Genomic DNA, 19,434 nt, shown 5'->3' on the forward strand with positions numbered 1-19,434 from the left:
ACAGGCCACCTGTGCGCGCTACGTGGCCTGGCACCAGTGCCGACCTGCCCCAATGGGGCGTAGGTTGATGCCAGGTCAGGTCTGTGCGAAGGGGGAGTCGTCGATGGCGGGGCGGGATCTGCGGACGCTGTTCGGTTCGAACGACCGGAGCCTGGGCACCGGGGAGGCGTTCACCAACCGGGGAGGGCAGTGGGAACGGGTCGCGGCCGCGCTCACCGAGCACCTGGCCCGGGTGACCGAGCCCGGCTTCGACGTCCAGGACCTGGAGACGGCGCGGCACAACATCATCGTGTTCCACGGCATCGGCGGCGTCGGCAAGACCACGTTGTCGCGGAAGCTGGAGGCCGCGCTCACCGCGGCCGAGCACCGGCCCGCGCAGTGGGGCGAGCCCGCCTGGCCGGCGGCGCCCCGGCTGCTGCCGGTGCGCATCGACCTCGCCCGCTCCGCCGGCGGCGACTTCGAAAGCCTCGTCCTCACCCTGCGCCTCGCGCTGGCCGGCCTGGACCGGGCCCTGCCGGCGTTCGACATCGCGCTCGGCCGGTACTGGGAGCACAACCACCCCGGCGAGAGCCTGGAGGAGTACCTGCGCCGTGCCGGGCTGGTGAGCCGCCTCGCGACAGCGCTGCCCGGCCAGGTGCAGGCCGCGCTGTCGAAGGCGGCCGAGGAGCTCGCCCTGCCCGGCGCGGTCGGCTCCGCCGTCGGCCAGGTCGCCACCGCGGTCGTGCGGGCGGTACGCGAGCGCCGCACCACCGCCCGCGCTCTGGCCGGCTGCCCGCGGCTCGCGGACCTGCTGGAGGCGGAGCCGGACCTGGAGGCGCTCTCCTACTACCCGCACCTGCTCGCCTACGAGGTCGACCGGCTGCCGACGAAGCAGGCGGTCGTGCCGGTGGTGCTGCTGGACACCTTCGAGGACATCGGCGACCGCACCAACCGCGACCTGGAGCGCCTGGTCCAGCGCGTCGTGTGGCTGCTGCCGAACGCCTTGTTCATCGTCACCGGCCGCTCCCGTCTGCAGTGGGCCGACGACGCGCTGCAGGGACAGCTCGACTACACCGGGCCCGCCGCCTGGCCGCAGCTGGGCGCCCACATCCCCGGCGCCCGCGCGACCACTGAACTCGCAACCGCCCCGGCCAGCACCGGGACGGCGGCCGACCGGCAGGTCCTGATCGGCGACTTCAGCCCCGAGGACTGCGAGGACTACCTCACCCGCCGCCTCACCACCGCAGACGGCCGGCCTCTCATCGGCGACGCCCTGCGCCAGGTCATCGCCGCCCGCTCCCACGGCCTGCCGCTCTACCTGGACCTCGCCGTGATGCGGTTCCTGGAGATCCGCCGCACCCGCGAACCCGAGCCGGCCGACTTCGACCACGACTTCCCGGCCCTCGTCGCCCGCACCCTCCAGGACCTCACCCCCGACGAGCGGCACGTGCTGCGCGCCGTGTCGCTGCTGGACGCCTTCGACATCCCGCTCGCCGCCAAGGCCTCCGGCATGGCCCACCAGGCCGCAGCCCTGCGTCTGGCCGAGCGGCCCTTCGTCCGCGAGAACTTGCTCTCCTTGTGGCCCTACCACCTGCACGCCGTGGTGCGCTCGACCATCCGCCGGGCCGACGACCACACCGACGACCGCTGGTCCGACCAGGACTGGGCGAGCGCCGCCGCCCGGGCCTTCGAGGCGATCGGCGAGCAGTGGACCGCCAACGCCAGCCGCAGCCGGATCCTGCTGGTCGCCTGCCTGCGCCAGGGCCTGACTCTCGCCCGCGACCACCGCCTCGACCTCGGCTGGCTCGCCGCCGCGGCCTGGGCGTACGTGGCCGACTCGGTGTGGGAGCCCCTCGCCCCGCCCACCCCAGCCGCCGAGGACGGGCCACCGACCCTGGGAGGCCCGGACACCGGGGCCGCCGTCCTGACCACCCCAGCCGACACCCTGGTCGAGATCCTCAGCACCCTCGCCGGCCGCCAACGACAGCACCGCACCCACACCGCCGACCGCCTCACCCGCGTCATCGACAGCGGCCTGCTGCCCGAGGACCTGACCGACATGGCCCTCTACTACAGGGCCAAGGCCCACCGCGACCTCGGCCGCACCGGCGCGTCCCGCCAGGGCATGCAGCAGGTCGCCGCCGGCGCCACCCGCCTCGCCCCAGCCGCCCGCCGCGGCCTCGTCCACCTTGCCCGCCTGGACGGCGACTTCCCCGCCGCCCACGAGGCCGCCCAGACCCTGGGCTGGGCCGGACGCCAGCACCGCGTCCTCGGCGACCTCGCCTGGGTCCACGCCCAGATGGACCAGGCCGCCACCCACTACCAGGCCGCGCGCGCCGACGCCGAGCAGCACACCGTCGCCGGCGAGCGCGCCACCTCCCAGGCCCAGCTCGCCCTCACCCACGCCTTCACCGACCCCGGGACCGCAGGCGACGACCTCGACCTCGCCGCCCAGCTCCTCGCCGGCCTCGACCTGCGCGCCACCACCCTCACCACCCGCATCGCCGCCCTCGTCCGTGACGCCGGCACCGGCGGCCGGGACTTCCTCGACCGCGCTGCCGTCCTCGACGCCGAGGTCAGGGCCTCCGGCGTCCGCGCCGCCCGCACCACCCTCGCCCTCACCGTGTGCTTCCACCACGCCGTCCTCGACGACGACGACGGCCTGGACACCGCGATCCGCGACCTCGACCAGCTCACCCGCGACCGCGACTACGCCTACTACACCGACATCGCCGCGTTCATGGCCGGCCGCCCCCTCCAGTACCCCTCCCCCGCACGCTGGCTCGACGGCGACCAGGCCGTCCGGGACCGGTGGCGCGCCCTCGTCACCGAACGGCAGGACCGCCTTCGCACCGCGCGCTGAAACGGCGAGGCGGCCCCCGATCGGGGGCCGCCTCGCCGTTTCACGCCTGCATCTACTGCTTGCCGCCCAGGCGGCGCAGCTCCTCCAGGACCGCCGTCTGCCCCGTCACCAGGGTCTCCAGCATCCGGCCGTGCTCCACCTGCCCGGCCACCAGGGCACCGACGGCCTCGGCAAGGCTGGTCATCGCCTGGCGCTGCTCGACCTGGTCCTCGCGGATCGCGTTCAGCACCTGGGTGTGCCCACGCAACGAGGCACGGACCTCGGCGCTGTCCCGGTCGGCCATCGCCGCCATCGTGCGCGTGGCCGCCGACTCCTCCCGAAGCCGGTCGACCTCCGCCTCCAACGCGGCCAGCCGACCCCGAAGGTCGTCCATCTCGCTCATATCCGCCATTGTCCAGGTCCCTCCCTCGCTGAGCCGTCCACTGTTCAGCCTAGCCTGCCCCGCCCCACCTGCTGACCTGCGTAAACGCCGTCGGCGGCCCGTCAGCCCTGGAGCCACGCGCTGCCGCGGGTGCGGTGCGCGCCGTTCCAGACCGGGAGGCTGTAGCGGGTGACCAGGGTGAACGCGGTGCGGGTGGCGTCCTCGACCCAGGCGTGGCCGGCCGCCGGGAGGCCGCTCGCGCCGCGCAGGTTCGCGGTGATCCGGTCCTCGGGGATGTGCCGGTTGCCCCGGCCGAGGTACTTGAGGACGTAGATGGCCAGGTAGTCCACGTCGGAGGAGTCGCCCCGGCCGCTGAGGATCTCGCGGAGGCGGTGCCCGACCTTGGAGCCGATGCTGTTCGATCCCTCGCCCCAGAAACTCCGCATGTCCGGGCCCGGGAGCATGTCGATCAGGTCGACCAGGTGGGCGAGGTCGGCGTCGTCAGCCACAGTGACGATCTTGCGCATGAAGTTCCCTCCGGAAGTCGGCGACCGGTGCGGCCGAACCGCTGCTGGACAGGGGCAGCAGCGGCTTCCGACCAGGCTGACGCACCATCACCCTCAGTGTCCCGAGAATGCGCGGAATGCGACGGACGGTGCAGGCCGTGGACGGCGATGGTAAACAGGCCGTTCCAGTTGTCGTCGCCTCCGGAGCTGTGGCACAGCGGCCTGGTTGCCCAGGCCAACCGACTCGGTCAAGGGCTGGAAACCGACGCCGGGATCCGGGCGCCGGCCATCGCCTGCGCGGCGGGAACGGGCCGTGGCTTCACCTGGTGGAAGCGCAGGGCGTGCGCCCGCTCCGAGTGGCGCAGGACGTGGTGGTAGCCGGAGGCGTCGCGGTACAGCGACTCCAGGTACAGCACCCGCATGATCGCCGCAAGTTCGGCGTCGGTGGCGTCCACGGTGTGGCGGCGGGAGCCGTCGACGGGGCGTGCCTTGCCGATCGCGGCGCCCAGCGCGACGGTGTCGATGCCGGTGAGGGCGCCGGCTTCGGCATCGGCGAGGGCACGGCGCAGGAGGTCGAGGTCGATGCCGCGGACGCTGATCGCGGTGTCCGGCACCAGGTCGGGCCCGGACCCGGCCAGGCGCTCGGTCGGGTTCTCCTGGTGGTGCCGGTAGCGCAGGGCGTCCTGCCCGAGCGCGGTGATCCGCACGGCCCAGGTCAGACGCGCCTCGTCGCGGGGGAGGCACCCGAGAACGTCGGCCGGTGCGAGTTCACACAGGCCGGCGTCCACGAGGTTGCGAACGACGGTGACCTCCGCGTTCCGGGTCTCCAGGGGCTGACTGCCGGTCAGCCAGCCCTCCGGCCCCTGGGCGGCGACGGCCTCCAGCATCACCCATGCGTCTCGACGCAGCGTCACCGATACCTCCCCGAGAGTGATGTCACCTGGATCCTCCCAGCTCTCCCGCCGTGGCGTCCCGGTTTTCGACAAGCCCTCGACAGGCCGTCCGGGGCAGAAGTGCGCCACCCACCGCGGGGTCGGAGCGGCGGAGTCGGCATGCTCCTGGGCGGTGCCGACGGTGTTCCTCGGCCCGCGGGGCCGAGCGCGGCGAATCCCTCAGCACCCGCGCTCGACTCGGCGCACGGGTGCACACCCAGGCGAGTCCCTGCCGGGCGAAGCGTGTGAGGGCCTCCCGAAGGACGGCGCCCTTGATCCGACCTCCGCGGATCAGTGCTGCTGGTCGAGGAAGTAGCCGATCTCCAGCGTGTTCTGCTCGGCCAGGGACGCGAGCGGTTCCATCAGGCCGTCCCACAGGGGATCGATGCCCGGGTCGTCCGCTTCGGTCAGGCGGCACACGGCGGCCTGCTCCCGGTCCAGCGGCTTGTCCCGGGCGGGGTCCGCGAGGCAGAAGTAGATGCTCTCGACCGCGTTGAGCAGCTCCTTCTGTTCTTCCCGCTCGGAGGCCTGGAACTCGGGGGAACGGGCTCGCCGCAAGGAGGCGACGGGGATGGACAGCGCGGTCTGCAGCTCGGCGACGGTGGGCTCGGCGCTCAGGTCCCGGACGACGGCACTGGGCAACGGGGCGCGCCCGCTGACCACCCGGTCCAGGAGCGTGATGCCGAGCACGGTGTAGGCGCTCACGCACGGCCACATCGCAGCCTCCACCGCCCGGCCGTACTGGGACGCGGCCCTGGACACCTGCGACAGGGCCTCGGACCGGTGCGAGAACCGGCTGCTCTCGTCGGCGTGGTCGGCATGGTCGGACAGCGCGATCATCCGCTCCAGCACCGCGCCGGAGGCGACCCACTCGTGACGTACGTCGTTCACCGCGAAGTGCAGCGAACCGAGCGCGTCGTACTCGACATCGGTCAGTGCCGCGAGCCGGTCCCTGCTGAGAAACCTCGCCACCGTCACCCCTCCCGTTCGTTCCCGGCCGTCCACGCTATCGGCACCGGTGAACACCGCGCAGCGGCTTCACCGGTTTGCCCGATGCCTCGGGACGGCGCGGCCGCGGGCGAAGGCGAGGGCAGCGTGGTGGCGGCCGAGGGGCTCGCGGGCGTGGGTGGCCCGGGCCAGGGACTCCAGGTGTCCGGCCATTGCGGTGCCGTGCGGCACTACCGGCGCAGCTTCGCGGGGTCGAGGTCGAGGGGGAACGGGTCGATGAGCGCGGTGGTCTCGCCGACCTGGACGAGGCGGTCGACGTAGAGGCCGCGCTCCAGGTGCCCGAGGTAGAGGCGTGGGGCGGGTTCGAGTTCGACGCGCCAGTACTGCCGGATACCGGCCGCGGCGTACAGCGCGGGCTTGAGCACGGTGTCGACCACGCGCGTGGACGGCACGGTGACCTCGATCGCGACCAGGACGTCACGCGCGCTAAGGGTGAGGTCGGCCGCGGCAGCCACGTTGGCGTCGGCGACCACCAGGTCCGGGACCAGCAGCCCGTCCGGGACCAGCAGGTTGATCGCCGTCAGCACTTCGAACGAGGCGGCGCAGGCCTCGGCGGCAGCGTCCAGGATCACGGCCAGGCGGGAGCCGGCGCGCTGGTGGGGAACATCGGGGTGGGGACTGAGCAGGAGTGCTCCCCCGAGGAGTTCGACTCGGTGGTGGGTGTCCTCAGGCAGAGCCAGGACGTCCTCGATGCTCCACGGACCGACGTGGTGCTCAACGCTCATGGCCCCAACCTTCTGGTCAGGGCCCGGCGATGACCCAGGTCACGAACACGGACCCCATCGCCTCGTGCACCCGGTACACGACGCTGATGCGGTCGCCGGAGTCGGCGGCCGGGTCGGTGCGGGCGGTGTAGTCGTCGACCTCGGGGTCGGTGCCGCCGGGCACCGGGATGCCGAGCCGGGGGTGGACCGCCAGGCGCTCGACGAGCTTCTCGACCGCGTCCAGCTCGCCGGGGCGCAGCTGGGCGAGGGCTTGCTCGGCGGCGTCGGAGAGGAAGACGTGCAGCGGGGCCGGCTGCTGCTGTTCGGGCTGGTCGGTCACCGGTTGCCGCCCGCGGCGCGGAGCCGGGCGAAGGCGTCGGCGGCCGGGGTCCACTGCTGGCCGCCGATCGGCGCGGCGAGGGAGGCCATGGCCTCGGGGCTGGTGCGCAGAGTCAGGCGGTGCCGGTAGGTGGCAATCACCTCGGCGACGGCGGCCAGGTCGCCGATCGGGGAGGAGTCGAGGGCGGCGGCCAAGGCCTGCTCGAACAGGTCGCGGTCGCCGGGCAGGCCGTAGCGGGACAGGGCGGTGCGCAGCTCGTGCAGGGTGGCCGGCAGGGCCGGGGCCGGGCTCCCGTGGTCGGGCTGGGTGGTCACCTGGTCCTCCTCGGTGGGGGCGGCCGCCGTGGTGGCGGGCCGCAGGTTCGACGGTAGCGGTCGGCGGGCGGGTGGTGGAGCGGTCCTGGTCACACGGCACCGCTGAGGGTCATCGGCGACCAAGTCGGGCGCAAGCGGGACGGGGCCGACGATGCCGGTCGGTCTTGCTGCCATGCTCCGTGCTGGCGGTTGGCACCGACAGCGGCGACTCGGCGGGTGTCAGATATCGACGCGGTGTCGCTGAACCTCGTCCGCGCTCCATCCCGTGACGGCCGCAACGTCCTTGTCTGGTGTCGAACGCAGCGAGAGCCATTCGCGCAGCGCTTCGGCCAAGGACTCGGGCAGGCCGAAGGAGCTCACCTGGAGCTCGTCAACGCCCTCGCCAACGTGGTCGATGTGGAACCACATGCCCGTGGGGTCCGGGCGGTCCGCTGCAGCATCGTAGCCATCGAGGCCATTTGTGCTGGCCTCAATCAGCGCGCCCGAGCGCCAGTCTGTGATCTCCCACGAGTCCATTCCGGTCTGACCGCCGTTCACGATCCGGTGTCCGGCCTCTTCGAGGCGCCGGACCTCTGACTCGCGCGCCTCCTCGGCTGCCAGGTTCGCGCGCAGGAGCTCGCAGATGTACTCCCTGATCGGCCCGTCGAGAGCCGTCTGCTGGGTGTTGCCAGTCGTCCCGTTGGTGGTCATGGTCATCTCCTTAACACGCCGCTCCTGTAGAGGTGCGGCAGTCTCGCCGTCGTGGCGGCGGGCCGCAGGTTCGACGGTAGCGGTCGCCGGGCGGGCAGGGGAGCGGTCCTGGTCAGGCGGCACCGCTGAGGGGCATCGGCGGGCAGGCCTGGCGCAGCGGGACGGCGCTGGCGCGGAGCTCCGTGTCGGTACGAATACGGCATTCGGCGAGGACCTGGCTGCTGGTGGCGGCCGCGATGGCTGGGTCGACGGCGGTGGTGGTGCGGCGGATTTCGGCGAGTGCGCGGTGGTAGCCGGCGCTCGCGTCGTCGCGGGTGCGGACCGGGGTTTCGGGCTGATGGACGGCCTGGTGGTGTTCGGTCCGCTGGTCGGGGCCGGTGGCGGCGATGGCGCGGGGTGCCAGGACCCGCAGGTCCCGCACGACGGTCCGGCCGACCTTGCCGTTGATCCGGGCGACGAGCTGGCGGCCGAGCAGGCGCAGCTGGGTGGCGTAGGCAGGGGAGGTGGGTTGGAGGTCGAGCCGTCCGGGTGCGCACGTCGAAGTGCACCGGAACCACTTTGCCGACGAGCTCGGGGGCGATCTCGACCCACTGGTCGAGGACGCGGCCACCGGTCGATCGAACAATGTGACGATCCGATTCCGGACAGTGATGATCTGGATCGGGTCAGCCCCCCGCGATCTCCTCTCCGACCACCCTGCGCCCCATAACCCTTGACCCGAGACGGTCACCACCGTGCGACACCGCACACGGGGAGGGCAAATGATGGGCACCGCCCGCCAGGTCGAGCTCCTACGCGCCGAAGTCGGGCAGATCCTGCGCGAAGGCCTCAAGGAACTGCGCACCGACAACGCGACCTTGCGCGCCGATCACACCGCGCTGCGCACCGAGCTCACGGCCGCCGTCACCAGGGAGCTGCAGGAGATCCGCGACGAGCTGCGCCGTGCTGTAAGCCGCGACCGCAAGGAACTGCTCGAAGCACGCCAAGAGATCCGGGACCTGCGCAGGCAGCTGGACGACGCCCGTGCTGGCGGCCCGACACCGCAGGCCGACTCTCCCGACCTGGACCCGAATCCGCCCCCGTACATCGTTGCGAACAGCACCCCCGCAGAACCAGCCACCGCAGCAGGCCTTGACCCGATTCCCCACAACGACGATGCGGTAGGCGATCACGAGCTGGCCGCACCTGCCCTCCAGGAGCAGGCCACTGCCCTGGCCGCCCAGCCGACGCCGCCCCTGCTCGCGAAGGAGACCACCGTGTCCGACCAGACCGCCGGCGAACCCGGCAACCAGCCGGCCAACCCGACGACCGACGCCGGTATGGTCGCCGAACTCACCGCAGCCGTCAGCGACCTGCTGCCCACCGAGGCCACCGCCACCCAGCCCAAGTCCACCACGGCGCCCGCACCGGACAACCTGACCGGCACCAGCCGCCTGGAAGCCGACCTCTTCCGCACCCTGACCCGCGCAGCCTGCGTGGGCTCCGCCGAACTGCTCTGCCACCCCCACGTCTGGCAGTTCATCGGTTCACGCGCGGCGGCCGCCAGCCCGCACTTCCAGTTCCCCGCCGGCGTCGCCCAGGAGAGGACCGACATGGTCACCGTCCTGCTGCCCGGCCCCAGCCTCATGGCCGTCATCAAGGCCCTCTACAGCGCCTACTGGACCGCCGGGAGCGACCTGACCAGTATCGAGGACCGCGCCCTGGCCCTGGCCTACTACACCGCCATCACCCACGAGGTCCGCAAGACCCAGCCGGTCACCGCCACCGCCGAAACCCCGGAACCCGACCGGCCCCGGCTGCGCATCGTCATTGACCAGCGCCCCCAGCGAACCGCCTGAACCGCCTGAACCGCGGCCAGCACCGCGCCCCGACCGCAGCATGTCGAACGGCGCTGGTGGCATCACCGGTGACGCCGCCCAGCCCGCCGGGCAACGACCAGCCGCATGCCATGCCGAACGACCCCAGGCGAAGAGGCCCGCTGCCAGTGGCCTGTCGACGCCGACAGGCCACCGCTAGCCGCACACCGCCTCGGCCACGGCGGCCATCGTGGTGGCGAGCCGCAGGTTCGACGGTAGCGGTCGGCGGGCGCAGCGGGACGTTCGGTGAACTCGGGTGACATGGTTCGGCAGAGCGGCAGTCAGTTGCCCGGCCTATTCGGGCCGCGGGGCTGCGCACAGGAGGTCCTGCTCAAGGAGGGCGTCCAGCTCGGCGCGGACGGCCTCGATGGACAGGTGTCCGCCGATCGCCTCGGCGATTTCGAGTGCGCTCGTCGAGCCGTTGGCCTCGATCAGGCTGAGGGCGGTGAAGTAGATGCCGACATCGCGGAGAACGAGCCTGCGGCCCTCGGGGTGAGCACTCGGCTCCCCGAGCATGAGGCGGGCCAGAGCCGGACGTAGCGGCGAGGTAAACCGGACCTCCTCGGGTCGGAACGCCGGATGATAGACCGCATAGTCTGCCCTAATTCCGAGCTTGAGCCACTTTTCCATCGTCATCGGTTCGGGGTCGTATCCGAGGCAGATGCAGTCGAATCCGTGCCCGTCGTCCGCAGCACAAAGGTACGGTGGATCGTTCTTGACATTCGGCCCGGAGTGCAGCAGAACAGAATGGCCGCAGTTGCAATCCGGGGAATTACTGTCCAGGCCTGGTGTTTTAGCGGGACCTGCTGGCTTCTCGGACCGCTGCGCCGGCAGGCTGGACTCCAGGGCAAGGACCGCGCTGTCCAGGACATGGCTGGCCGCGAGGCCGCTGAAGTCGAACCATTCGCCGTGTCGTCGGCGGTCGGCGAAGTGACGGTGGAGCTTGTTCTCGAGCTGTAGATCTTCCGTCTCGTGCTGCCAGATTACCGAGAGGAGCAGCGGGGACATCGTACGAATCTGCAGCAACCGTTTCGGCAGATTCTTCGTGATTCCGATCTTCACCAGCGGCGAGGTGCTACTGCCGATCGCATAGACAATCCGCTTAAACGGTGGAGGAATCTCGATGGAGTCCTGATCATTCACGCGCATCCGCCTCTCTGCTGGTCATCTGGTGTGGCCCGGGCTGGGGCCGACAAACGGGTTATCGTGGCCACCCTGCCGCCACCGCTACGAGGTTGTCCCGGTTTTCCCCGGACGAGCGAGGCCGGCTGCGGCTCACGCCGCTCCGGTCTTTGGCGGGGCCGGGCGGGCAGTACGCAGTGGGGTAGCCCCGGCCCGGGTGGCGCGGGCGGCGGCGAGTGCCGCGCGGTGGCGAGCGAGCTGCTCTCGGTCATGGGCGCGGGCGACAGCTTGTTCGGGCTGATCGGCGTCGGCCGCGGGTCCTTCCGGCTTGCGGCACCAGCCGCGGTGCCCGCGGAACCACTTCTCGCGGGCGGCGTCGCGCTCGGCAGCGGCTTCCTCGAGCACGGGCTGGCGAACGACGGACTGGTCGCGCATCTGCTGCCGGAGCTGCTGGTACAGCGGGTTCTCGTCGACGGGCAGCCCGTTTGGGGCCCAGGCCGCGCCTGCATGCGGCCGGGCGGGAACGGGCTCTTGGCCAGCGTCACGCACCCCGACGGGGGTGGCCGGGCCGACACGGATGTCGAGGGCACGGACGGTGCCGGGTCGACTGCCGTTGAGCTGGGCGAGGACTGCGGGCTGCTCCAGCCGGAGTTTGGTGGCCCAGGCCGGGGAGTCGCACGTGATTCGCAGGGTGCGGGTGCTGGCGTTGAACCCGGCCGGGAACCAGTGGCTGGCCTCTTCCGGGCCGACGAGCTGGGCCCAGTTGGACCGCATGGTGCCCTGCGCGGCGCCGAGCGCCCAGCCCTGGGCGGTCGCCATCGCGGGCACGACGGCGGCCAGGGCGGACGGCTCGCGGCTGTCCCGGCCGGCGCGTGCGATCTGCTGCCGGGTCGGGGCTGGCTTCTTCTTCGCCGGGGCGTTGCCGTTGAGGCTGGCCGCGCGGCGGGCGGCGCGCAGGGCGGTGCGGGCAAGGTCGGCGCCGCTGGGTGCCTGGGCGCTGGTGCTGGTCACGAGGGAGACCTCCGTTCGGGGCGGCAGGACGGGGATGTTCAGCGGGTGACGCCGAGCTGGATGTTCGGGTTAGCGGCCAGCGCGGTGTAGCGGGCGACCATGTCGATGCCGAACTCGTCGATGGCCAGGTCGACGTCGGCCTCCATCCGAGCCGCGGCCGCGGCGGGTAGGTACTGCGCTTCCCGCCGCTCCTGCCTGCTCGCCGGCACGGTGGCCACGGCGGCGGCCTCGCTGAACAGGTCGGCGAGGAACTCGAACTCGCTGGTGAGCTCGCGCACCGCGGCCACGCTGGCCTCGTCAACCCGATCGGCGGCCAGGGCCACGAGCTCCCGCTCGCGCTCCACCTGTACGACGTCCTCGCGCAGGGCGTGGGCGATCAGGGAGTGCGGGCGTTCCGGGCGCCAGAGCACTCCGACGCACCCGTACTGGCCGGCGATCGAGCCGAGCCAGGCCATGACCTGGTCGTCGCTCCAGTCCCGGGCGGCGAGGTCGTTGAGGACCCACCGCAGCTGGTCGTGCGAGGCATTGCGCACCCACGGCACCCGCCGGTACGCGACTCGGGCGAGCCGGTCCCCGGCGGTCAGCATCGCCGCCGTGACGACCTGCCCGAGCACTGTCCGCCGCCGTTCCCCGGCCCTGGTCTGCCGGGTCGACCGCTTCTTCCTCGTGATCGACTTCGTGTCACGGGCCCCGCCCGTAGTCTTTGAATCACCCACAGAGGAAGAGCTCACGCAGTCAGTGGTACCGCCCTCCATTGGGGTGCAACGCGGGGTGCTGACGCACCGTCCGGCACGGCCGTGACGAACGGTCCGGCGGGGACGGCGCAGACGCTTCGCGGCCTTCTTCCCGAGCTCCGCGATGACCGGCCGACCCTCCTCCGAGATCCCCGTCATCCGCCGCTCCACGCCCTCGCCCGCGGTCCGGATACCGAGCGCCCGGTCGTAGCTGACCGGGATGAGCCGCTCGTACTCCGACGCCAAGCAGGTGACCCGCTTCTGGCCGGGCGCCATCGGCAGCCGGGTGCCGACCGAGCGCCAGGCCAGCAGGCCGGTCGCCTGGAGGATGTCCCGGTGGTACTGCACGGTCCGCCGGGAGCACTTCAGCTCGCGCATCAGGTACGGGATCGACGGCCGGCACGGCGTCAGCTTCGAGAGGACCTCGGCGAGCTTGATTGTGGTCTCGCCGAACTTCGGGCCGTCCTTCGGGACGTACAGGCCGGCGCCATGCACCCAGTGCGCCGCCTGCATCCAGCTGTAGCTGTCGAGCGCGATCCGGCCCGCCGTCTCGGACAGCAGCTGATGCTGCTGCGGAACCCACGCGGTCTTCTTCGCCGGGACTACTAGGGTGGCGTCGATCGACTCCAGGCGCTGGCGCGGAACGGCTGATGCGGCCGGAAGCGCACGGTTCGGACCCGACCGTGTGACACTCGGAGCCTCACCCAAATGGGTGATGTGCGTCACATTGCCGACGGTGCGCGCGGCGGATTCGACAACCGGTCCGCTAACCCGTCCCTGGACAGAACCCAAGGCAGGACCGGGGGAGGAGAGATCGCCCCCCTCTCGGATCGCATCGTCCGAGCTCAAACCGGGGACACCACTCGCCGCGACGGGGGTACTGCGGGACTGGAACGGGGCTGTGAGCTGCTGCAAAATGACAGAGCCCTCCTACTCACATCTGGGAACGGCAACCGCACCCCCTCACAGGGGTTCGGCAACCGCCCTCTTCGTCGGGGGTCGGTACAACGGGCCCCCTGCGGGGGTACGGCAAGACGGCTCCCTCCCAGGAGCCGGTACAACGACGGGCCCCCTCGGGGGTCCGGGTTCGTGGAGAACCTGTAGTGCGCCCCTCCCGGGCCCCGGCCGCCAAGCCGAGACCCGTTCCGGGCCATCGTCCGATCGCCAAATCGGACAGATCACGTAAGACCGCAGACCGGTGGTGGTATCCACTGGAAGCGGCCCGGGGTTGCTGGCCTCGCCAAAGGCCGGCGCCCCCAAGACGACTAAGTCACACCAAACCCCCTCGGGGGAGAGGTGTGTCCAGACATGACGACGGCACCCCGCCGGAGCGAGACCGACTCGGTCGCTCCACGGCGGGGTGCCGCGCGTGTGCCTTGTTGTGGGTACGGGTACCCTTCACTGCGTCACCACCCTTCTCGTGGTTGACCTGGACGGGCCCCTGGCAGGGGGCGCCGATCCACTTGAACGCCGTCCGGACCTTCGGGGCCGGGCGGCGAAGTGCATTCTGGACCACTAACGGTGACAGACTACCCCTGTGGACAACGCGGAGAGTAGGCGCAAGATCCCCGTGTCGATCTGACGAACCAACAAGCTGAATAGCCAACAAGTTCGTCGCTCCTACTCGACTGCCTGGTCGTCGAGACCGTGCTCCGCCGGGGCGGCGGGACGCTGGGCGACCCAGCCGGATCCGCCTACCTCGGGGTCGTGGACCGTTCGTACGTGCTGGAAACCGCGCTCCGCGTAGTACTGCTGGAGTCGGGTATTGCTGGTCCAGGCATCCAACCGTAGCCAGTGCGCTCCGTGGCGGGCTGCCCGATCACCGGCCCAGTCCAGGAGTCGAGTTCCGAGGTTCAGGCCGGTGAACCTCCTATCGACCGTGAGTTTGTGAACGTAGAGCGCCTTGTCCTGGCGCTCCTGGGGCGTCCAGAGAAGAGGGTCGGCCGCGTCGTCAAGCGTGATGGTCGCGGCGAGGTCATCGGCATCCGCTGACTCCCGTACGACGAAGACCTCGCCGGACTGGATGCTCTGCGCTATGTGGTCGCTCGGGAAAGGCGTCGACCACTGGTCGCTGCCGAGTGCGGCCAGCCACGTCGCTGCATCGACGCGGAACTGCGTCAGTCGGGCCAGGTCCCTAATCTCGGCACGCGTGATGATCATTCTGCGGCCTCCGAGTCTTCCTCGGTGCGCTTGTGTCGTTCGTAGACGACGACGTGGCGGTCGCCAGGCAGCAGGCAGATCGTCACCTGGATGGGTTTGCCATCGTGGTCGTGCCCGGTGCTGATCAGCTCGGCCATGGGGGTACCGGGCGGGAGGGCAAGCCGTTCGAGCTCGGTAGGCCGAGGCATCCGCGGGTAGATCTCGTCGAGTGCTTCGACCAGCTCGTGGCCGAGCTCGGCAAGAACCTGGTTGGTGCCGCGTTCGACGCTGCCCGGCGTCATCCACTCCGAGCCCTCAACGATCCGGTGGGCTACGTAGGAGTCGTCGGTGGCGAAGGGCGTGTCGTCGACGAAGCTCGTCCGTCGGCGGAACGCGACGGGCTCGCCCGGCGCAAGCTGCAGTCGCTGTCGTACGGCCTCGTCCGGCAGTTCGACGCCCACTTCGATGGTCTGCGTACCGTCCCGCCCCTCGGTCTGGAGCAGGTTTGTGAAGATGTCGACGGCTGGCGGCTTGCGCCGGAACTCGCTCTGCGGACGGTAGACCAGCGGCTGCCACTCGCGGACGTACACGCCAGAGCCTTGGACGGACCTGACCAGGCCAGCGGCCTTGAGCTTGATGATTGCCTGCCGGACCGTTTCGCCCGTGACGCTGTACTGCTTCGTCAACTCCCGCGTGAGCGGGAGACGGTCGCCGGGCCCGAGTTGGCCGGAGTCGATCTTCTCGCGCAGGTCTTGCGCGATGTCGGCTGCGCCTGGGCGCCGATGATCACGAGCAGCAGTCATGCGAGGAGAGTACCCGATTTCACTAGCGAAGTCTGCGGGGGGAGGGCCTTGATGTTCCGAGAGCCAGCTTGGTGCCGAGATCGCCTGGACTTCCAGGTGGCTCCGTGGAACTCGGTGTGGAACTCCCATCAGGCCCACCCCGGTTACGCCGTAGCCCGCACCGCGGTGGAGTAGTAGCAGCTCAGAGCGGCCTGGGCGCCTGAACCCTGGGCTGTGACGATGCGTTGGAACCGGGCCGACCGCAGGTCACCAGCCGTCACGAGGAGCGGCCCCTGCAACTCGGACGGGCAATAGCCGTCCTCGTCTGCGGTCAGCCCGGGAAGCGCGGCCGGCCGGTTGCCGATGTTCGTGAGCAGCGTGTCGCAGGCGTAGGCCGTGGCAGAGCCGTCCGCGGCTTCGACGTCGACGATGTAGCCGCCGCCGGGAGCCGGGGCGAGCACGACGTGGCGAGCGCGGCGCAGCTGGGCGCGGGAGTCCTGCTGCACTTCAGCGACCTTGTAGTCGTCGGTGCCGGGATGGACGACCAAGAGCTGCCGCCGAACGTCCGGATGGGCGCGCAGCCAGGTGCCCAACGGCCGGTCACCGCCGAGGACACAGGTGCGGCCCTTCAGGTCTGCGGGCCGGGCTCGCCAGAGCGGCGCCGGATCCAGGTCGGCCGGAGCGGAGATCCAGCCGACCTCTGCCGGAGTGACCGACGCGACGCCCGTAGCGGCGATCACTGCATTCCCTGTGACCGTGGAGTCATCGGCCAGGGTGACGCTGGCCGACCGGCTGTCGGCGGATACCGCGATCGCGCGGCCCGTGATGACCGTGCAGTGCCCTGAGCCCTGGATCCGCTGGATATCCCGGGCAAGCGCCTTGGCGAGCGACGGTCCATCGGCCCAGTCGCCGGGCACGTTCGAGAGCGCCCCGATGACGTGCAGCCGGCCGCCGATGCTGTTGCTCTCGATCAGTACCGAGCGCAGACCCAGGCTGGCCGCCATCAGCGCCGCTGCGCACCCAGCTGGCCCGCCGCCGACGATGACAAGATCCGGGTCGCCGAACGCAGTACTCACGAGTAGGCCCTTTCGGTGCTGGTCAGACGCCTGATGGCATCGTGACTGGTGATGAGCTGAGCGCTGCCGATGTTGCGGCGGGCCAGCAACAGCGCCGCCGAGTGGTACTCCTCGCCACCGCTCGATGCGCAGGCGTCGACGGCGATCCACGGGCGGAAACCGGAGTGATAGGCGTCGATGGCACTGTCGTAGACGCACGAGTCCGTGTCGATGCCCACGAAGACCAGGTCGGTCCAGCCAGCCTCGGCGAGGACAAGTCCCGCTCCGTTGGTGAAGACGGAGGAAGTCCCCTTGTCGATCACGGCGGCTGCGTCCCCGAGATGCGGCTGGAGTTCCGCCACGATGGCCTGCTCTTCCGGCGTCCGCAGCCGCGTCCACCCGCTGATCTTCTCGTAAGGAGAGTTCGGCAGGTTCTGGAAACGGGCGAACACGACGGGGGCTCCCGCCGACTTCCACGCTTCGACCATGCGGACGATCACCGGGACCGCTCCGGCGCTGTGCGCGTTGATGAAGCCCTGCTGTACGTCGATGACGATCAATGCCGTGGTCCGAGGGTCCATCTCTGCCTCTCTCGCCTGCTCACACACGACTGTCTCGGAGTGCTTCCTGGGCGTCACGAAGGCGGTCGGGCAGATCGCTCGTGCTCAAGATCGCCTCTCGCATGGCCCGGTGTTGTGCGGTTTCGGCCGGGCGGGACGCTCGAAGCCGAGAGTACGCGCCCCTTAGGTAGCGCCAGCCATACTCCTCCGGCATGACCGGATCCTCCCCTTCCTCGATGGAGTCGAGGACCCGAGAGGAGAGCGCCCACAGGCCCTGGACGTCAACCTCCAGCGCGACGATCTCGCGCACCGTCAGGGCGCGTTCGTCAGGCTGAGGGTGGTATGTGACCCCGGACCAGCCGGCGAGGCCTGGCGATGAGCCGCCGTGGAAGGCGACGACGTCGGGGTGGGTCCAGACCGAGGCGAACTTTTCCGCCTCCACATGGGGTCCGATGGGCTCGACGGCCTCAGGATTCTGCCGGTTGACCAGCACAGAGGGAGTCGTGAGGAGGTGCAGTGCCGTCGGAAGCGCTGACAGGGGCCAGTTCTGTTCGCGGAGCTCGTACACCGACAGGACGTACTGCGGATCCTCGATTTTGGGCTGGCTGGGGACCGCCGCTTCCAGGAGAGCGTTGAGGCTGGCACCAGCCCATGCTCGATCCGTCGGATAGGTGCGGTACCGCCAGAGCGCGAGCTCGGTGATGCTCTCGAGCGTCAGCTCCTCCGCCAGGTGAACCACGGCCACGCCGCACGCCAGCAGGTGCGCGGTTGCGGACCCACCTGCCGGGTGCTCCAGCGGCAGGACTCGCTGTTCCAAGCCACCAGGTCCTTCTGGATGGGGCAGCGCCTTCTCGAACACGGCCCGGAGCTGTGATCCCAAGTAGACCGGGATGAACTTGTGTGAGACCACCACGAAGGGTCCGGCCTGCTGCCCAGGCTCCACGGCGGTGCCCACTGGCTGGGTGGCCAGCTGGGCGTAGAAGGTCTCGCGCTGCTCCTCGGACGCCAGGTCCAGAGTCCGACTCAGCACCTCCTGCATCTCATCGTTGCAGGTGAGGCTTTCCCCGTGCTTCCGCCACTTGGTGACGGTGCGTGGGTCCACGCCCAGCTTCCTCGCGAACTCGCGGACCGAAAGCCCGAGAGTCTCCTGGAGCAGCCGCGCCTTCTGGCCAGTCCACCGGATCGCCGTGTCCACGGCCACCTCCCCGTCCGTTCCCGCTGGTGTGGGCCTTGCTCGGTTCCACAGCAGTGCCACGCGGGAGGCTCGCGCCCACCCATAGCGCTGTGGATCCTGATTGACGAACAGTCACGGGTGAAGCACCCAAGGCCATCGCTGAAGCAATTTCACTAGCGAAGGGCCTTGACGGTCAAGCCCTCAAGCTGTTCACTAGTGAAATCAGGAAGCCGCCTAGCGGCCTCCAAAGGCCCCCGAATGCTTCCTGTATAGGGCTTATTCGGCATGCCTTCGCTAGGTAGTCGCCGCCCACAGTTCGGGTGCCGGGTAGCTCCACCAAACCCATGCGACAACCTCTCAGCAGTGCTGATGCGCTGTCCGCTCCCCAGGGCGCCGGGATTCCCGTGCGGCCTGGCGGGCGGAGAGAGCACCGCAACGCGGCCCTCACCTCCCCTTCCGCACAGACGAGGAGCACCCGATGACCACCTCGACCGCGACCGCCCGGCAGCGCAACCGCCGAACCCGCACGACCAACGTCTCCTCCCAGCCGGCGCTCCTGGTGTCGGAGCTGCCGCTCGCCTCGGTGCAGCTCACTCACCGCGCCGAGGTCCTGGCCTGCCCGGCGTGCAAGACCTGGTGCCCGCTGACCCTGAACAAGGGCACCAAAGAGTGGAAGCTCGCCCCGCACCACACCACGAAGGCCGGCACCCCCGCTGCCCGCCGCTGCAGCAACAGCAACCGGCTGGTCGTCATCGACGTGTCGCTGGTCCGCTGGCAGGAGCAGCGGGTTGAGGCCAATGCCGACGTCGCCGCCCGCCGACCGACCAAGGTCCTGCGCAAGGTGAAGGCCCCGCAGCCGCCCGCGCTGCACCAGCTCACCCCGGCCGCGCCCACCGCCGACACCGCCCACGCCGCCTACGTCGGGCACCGCAGCCGCTGCACGGCCTGCACCGACCCGAAGAAGCGCTGCACCGACGGCCTGCGCTTGGGCTCCGCGTACCTCGAGCTGCTGCGCCGCGAGCCCGAGCGCCTCGTCGCGCAGGCCCGTACCAAGCAGGAGCAGCGCCGCGCCGTCCGTCAGCAGGCCGAGGAGCAGCCGCAGCGTCGGGCCGACGAGTGGTCGAACGTCCTGCTGCCGGTGTTCGTCGCCGACGCCCTGCGCAACATCCCGTTGCACGGCGCGCGCGGCCCGATCGTCCCGCTGGCCCTGCCGGTCGGGGCCCGGCCGATCGCCCAGACGCCCACCGCGAACGAGGTGCTCGCAGCGAGCCCGGTGCGCAAGCGCACCTCCTGACCCAAAACCA

Annotated in this window: 20 protein-coding genes; 3 read left to right on the top strand and 17 right to left on the bottom strand. The window is 70.7% G+C overall.

Annotated elements, in window-relative coordinates; translation table 11 throughout:
• Positions 1–103 precede the first annotated feature (103 nt).
• Complete coding sequence (locus tag ACFVXG_RS38180) at positions 104–2,842, top strand: ATP/GTP-binding protein (protein ID WP_387934558.1); 2,739 nt, start codon at positions 104–106, stop codon at positions 2,840–2,842.
• A gap of 52 nt (positions 2,843–2,894) precedes the next feature.
• On the opposite strand, the gene ACFVXG_RS38185 is transcribed toward ACFVXG_RS38180, so the two are convergent.
• The 9 genes from ACFVXG_RS38185 to ACFVXG_RS38225 all read right to left on the bottom strand — a co-directional run bounded on the left by ACFVXG_RS38185 (position 2,895) and on the right by ACFVXG_RS38225 (position 8,307).
• Positions 2,895–3,224, bottom strand: coding sequence for a hypothetical protein (locus ACFVXG_RS38185; protein ID WP_387934560.1), 330 nt, complete (start codon positions 3,222–3,224; stop codon positions 2,895–2,897).
• Positions 3,225–3,325: 101 nt separating this feature from the next.
• Positions 3,326–3,730, bottom strand: a complete 405-nt coding sequence (locus ACFVXG_RS38190) for a hypothetical protein (RefSeq protein ID WP_387934561.1) — start codon at positions 3,728–3,730, stop codon at positions 3,326–3,328.
• Between the two features lie 227 nt (positions 3,731–3,957).
• Positions 3,958–4,623: a hypothetical protein gene (locus tag ACFVXG_RS38195; RefSeq protein ID WP_387934562.1), complete on the bottom strand. Its 666-nt coding sequence runs from the start codon at positions 4,621–4,623 to the stop codon at positions 3,958–3,960.
• A 309-nt stretch (positions 4,624–4,932) separates the two neighbouring features.
• Positions 4,933–5,613 carry a hypothetical protein gene (locus tag ACFVXG_RS38200; protein WP_387934563.1) on the bottom strand — a complete coding sequence of 227 codons (681 nt, stop codon included), beginning with the start codon at positions 5,611–5,613 and terminating at the stop codon, positions 4,933–4,935.
• 206 nt (positions 5,614–5,819) lie between these two features.
• Entirely contained in the window at positions 5,820–6,374 is a 555-nt protein-coding gene (locus ACFVXG_RS38205) for a Uma2 family endonuclease (RefSeq protein ID WP_387934564.1), read from the bottom strand.
• Positions 6,375–6,390: 16 nt separating this feature from the next.
• Positions 6,391–6,693 carry a hypothetical protein gene (locus tag ACFVXG_RS38210; RefSeq protein ID WP_387934566.1) on the bottom strand — a complete coding sequence of 101 codons (303 nt, stop codon included), beginning with the start codon at positions 6,691–6,693 and terminating at the stop codon, positions 6,391–6,393.
• Positions 6,690–7,007 carry a hypothetical protein gene (locus ACFVXG_RS38215; protein ID WP_387934567.1) on the bottom strand — a complete coding sequence of 106 codons (318 nt, stop codon included), beginning with the start codon at positions 7,005–7,007 and terminating at the stop codon, positions 6,690–6,692. Before ACFVXG_RS38215 ends, ACFVXG_RS38210 begins: the two co-directional genes overlap by 4 nt.
• Positions 7,008–7,226: 219 nt before the next feature.
• The gene (locus tag ACFVXG_RS38220; RefSeq protein WP_387934569.1) at positions 7,227–7,697 is read right to left on the bottom strand and encodes a hypothetical protein; all 471 of its coding nucleotides are present in this window, start codon (positions 7,695–7,697) and stop codon (positions 7,227–7,229) included.
• Between the two features lie 112 nt (positions 7,698–7,809).
• On the bottom strand, positions 7,810–8,307 hold the full coding sequence (locus ACFVXG_RS38225; RefSeq protein WP_387934571.1) for a DciA family protein: 498 nt from the start codon (positions 8,305–8,307) through the stop codon (positions 7,810–7,812).
• A gap of 151 nt (positions 8,308–8,458) precedes the next feature.
• Between ACFVXG_RS38225 and ACFVXG_RS38230 the strand changes: the two genes are divergently transcribed.
• Positions 8,459–9,535: a hypothetical protein gene (locus ACFVXG_RS38230; protein ID WP_387934572.1), complete on the top strand. Its 1,077-nt coding sequence runs from the start codon at positions 8,459–8,461 to the stop codon at positions 9,533–9,535.
• A gap of 312 nt (positions 9,536–9,847) precedes the next feature.
• On the opposite strand, the gene ACFVXG_RS38235 is transcribed toward ACFVXG_RS38230, so the two are convergent.
• From ACFVXG_RS38235 to ACFVXG_RS38270, 8 genes are all read right to left on the bottom strand, one after another.
• Positions 9,848–10,696, bottom strand: a complete 849-nt coding sequence (locus ACFVXG_RS38235) for a GIY-YIG nuclease family protein (protein ID WP_387934574.1) — start codon at positions 10,694–10,696, stop codon at positions 9,848–9,850.
• A 132-nt stretch (positions 10,697–10,828) separates the two neighbouring features.
• Positions 10,829–11,686, bottom strand: coding sequence for a DciA family protein (locus ACFVXG_RS38240; protein ID WP_387934576.1), 858 nt, complete (start codon positions 11,684–11,686; stop codon positions 10,829–10,831).
• Between the two features lie 38 nt (positions 11,687–11,724).
• Positions 11,725–13,269, bottom strand: coding sequence for a hypothetical protein (locus ACFVXG_RS38245; RefSeq protein WP_387934578.1), 1,545 nt, complete (start codon positions 13,267–13,269; stop codon positions 11,725–11,727).
• 771 nt (positions 13,270–14,040) lie between these two features.
• Complete coding sequence (locus ACFVXG_RS38250) at positions 14,041–14,580, bottom strand: GNAT family N-acetyltransferase (protein ID WP_387934580.1); 540 nt, start codon at positions 14,578–14,580, stop codon at positions 14,041–14,043.
• Positions 14,577–15,362 (bottom strand): GntR family transcriptional regulator, encoded by a 786-nt coding sequence (locus tag ACFVXG_RS38255; RefSeq protein ID WP_387934582.1) that lies wholly within the window; start codon positions 15,360–15,362, stop codon positions 14,577–14,579. Before ACFVXG_RS38255 ends, ACFVXG_RS38250 begins: the two co-directional genes overlap by 4 nt.
• Positions 15,363–15,505: 143 nt before the next feature.
• Positions 15,506–16,417: an FAD-dependent oxidoreductase gene (locus ACFVXG_RS38260; protein ID WP_387934584.1), complete on the bottom strand. Its 912-nt coding sequence runs from the start codon at positions 16,415–16,417 to the stop codon at positions 15,506–15,508.
• Positions 16,414–16,956, bottom strand: a complete 543-nt coding sequence (locus tag ACFVXG_RS38265; RefSeq protein ID WP_387934585.1) for an isochorismatase family cysteine hydrolase — start codon at positions 16,954–16,956, stop codon at positions 16,414–16,416. The genes ACFVXG_RS38260 and ACFVXG_RS38265 overlap by 4 nt, the downstream gene beginning before the upstream one ends.
• Before the next feature lie 40 nt (positions 16,957–16,996).
• Positions 16,997–18,151, bottom strand: a complete 1,155-nt coding sequence (locus tag ACFVXG_RS38270) for a helix-turn-helix domain-containing protein (protein WP_387934587.1) — start codon at positions 18,149–18,151, stop codon at positions 16,997–16,999.
• A 457-nt stretch (positions 18,152–18,608) separates the two neighbouring features.
• Here ACFVXG_RS38270 and ACFVXG_RS38275 point away from each other — a divergent pair, with 457 nt between their 5' ends.
• Positions 18,609–19,424 (top strand): hypothetical protein, encoded by an 816-nt coding sequence (locus ACFVXG_RS38275; protein ID WP_387934589.1) that lies wholly within the window; start codon positions 18,609–18,611, stop codon positions 19,422–19,424.
• Positions 19,425–19,434: the final 10 nt, after the last annotated feature.

Origin of the sequence: Kitasatospora sp. NPDC058162, from assembly GCF_042884005.1 — a bacterium.
Lineage (GTDB): Bacteria > Actinomycetota > Actinomycetes > Streptomycetales > Streptomycetaceae > Kitasatospora.

Excerpts from the sequence above, each read along its gene's own strand:
- ACFVXG_RS38185 (WP_387934560.1), bottom strand. The coding sequence starts at position 3,224 with ATGAGCGAGATGGACGACCTTCGGGGTCGGCTGGCCGCGTTGGAGGCG.
- ACFVXG_RS38190 (WP_387934561.1), bottom strand. The coding sequence starts at position 3,730 with ATGCGCAAGATCGTCACTGTGGCTGACGACGCCGACCTCGCCCACCTG.
- ACFVXG_RS38180 (WP_387934558.1), top strand. The coding sequence starts at position 104 with ATGGCGGGGCGGGATCTGCGGACGCTGTTCGGTTCGAACGACCGGAGC.
- ACFVXG_RS38230 (WP_387934572.1), top strand. The coding sequence starts at position 8,459 with ATGATGGGCACCGCCCGCCAGGTCGAGCTCCTACGCGCCGAAGTCGGG.
- ACFVXG_RS38205 (WP_387934564.1), bottom strand. The coding sequence starts at position 6,374 with ATGAGCGTTGAGCACCACGTCGGTCCGTGGAGCATCGAGGACGTCCTG.
- ACFVXG_RS38255 (WP_387934582.1), bottom strand. The coding sequence starts at position 15,362 with ATGACTGCTGCTCGTGATCATCGGCGCCCAGGCGCAGCCGACATCGCG.
- ACFVXG_RS38220 (WP_387934569.1), bottom strand. The coding sequence starts at position 7,697 with ATGACCACCAACGGGACGACTGGCAACACCCAGCAGACGGCTCTCGAC.
- ACFVXG_RS38250 (WP_387934580.1), bottom strand. The coding sequence starts at position 14,580 with ATGATCATCACGCGTGCCGAGATTAGGGACCTGGCCCGACTGACGCAG.
- ACFVXG_RS38275 (WP_387934589.1), top strand. The coding sequence starts at position 18,609 with ATGACCACCTCGACCGCGACCGCCCGGCAGCGCAACCGCCGAACCCGC.